The following is a 540-nucleotide window of genomic DNA, read 5'->3' as shown; positions in this document are numbered from 1 at the left end:
GTTTCGGGGCTTGCGATTTCTGCTGCCACCGGATTTATTGCCAACTTGGGCGTTCAGTCGCATTTGAACGCGGTCAAGGCCGATGGCCTGGCCACCCAATACTCGGGGCTGGCCGCCGCGACGGTGCAAGAGGGGTCGTTTACTCCAACGAGGGTGGCGACCGTGGCGAAGTCCACGGTCTCCGGTGTCAGCGGTATCTCGGCGAGCATGTCGGGTGTGTCGGCTGTGTCGGGCGCGCCGACCGTCGCCTCGTTGGCCGGCCAAGCCGGGGGTGCCGACACCGAACGCGCGCGGTTTAGCGCTCAATCGAGTGCGGCCGAAGCCGTCGGCGACGCCACAGCTAAGACCGCACCGACGCTGGAAACGCTGCCGCCCATCCCGGCGGCCAGCGTGCCGACGGTCCGCATGCCTACCCTGGCTGAGGCGTACGCGATGTCCGGGCAGGCCGCCAAGCTCTCCGGGCACCTGTCTCAGCACACGAATCTGGTCAACCAGGCGATGGGCCAGGTCCAGCAGTTCACCCAGATGGGCCAGCAGGGC

General features: G+C 67.2%; 1 pseudogene. It reads left to right on the top strand.

Going from position 1 to position 540, the window contains the following annotated elements:
- Positions 1-540 (top strand): annotated as a pseudogene (locus F0Q45_RS28395) (hypothetical protein); the annotation flags it as partial.

The sequence above is a fragment of the Mycobacterium simiae genome (assembly GCF_008370645.1).
In the GTDB taxonomy this organism is placed as follows: Bacteria; Actinomycetota; Actinomycetes; order Mycobacteriales; family Mycobacteriaceae; genus Mycobacterium; species Mycobacterium simiae_A.
This window is presented reverse-complemented; position numbering and strand designations above follow the sequence as displayed.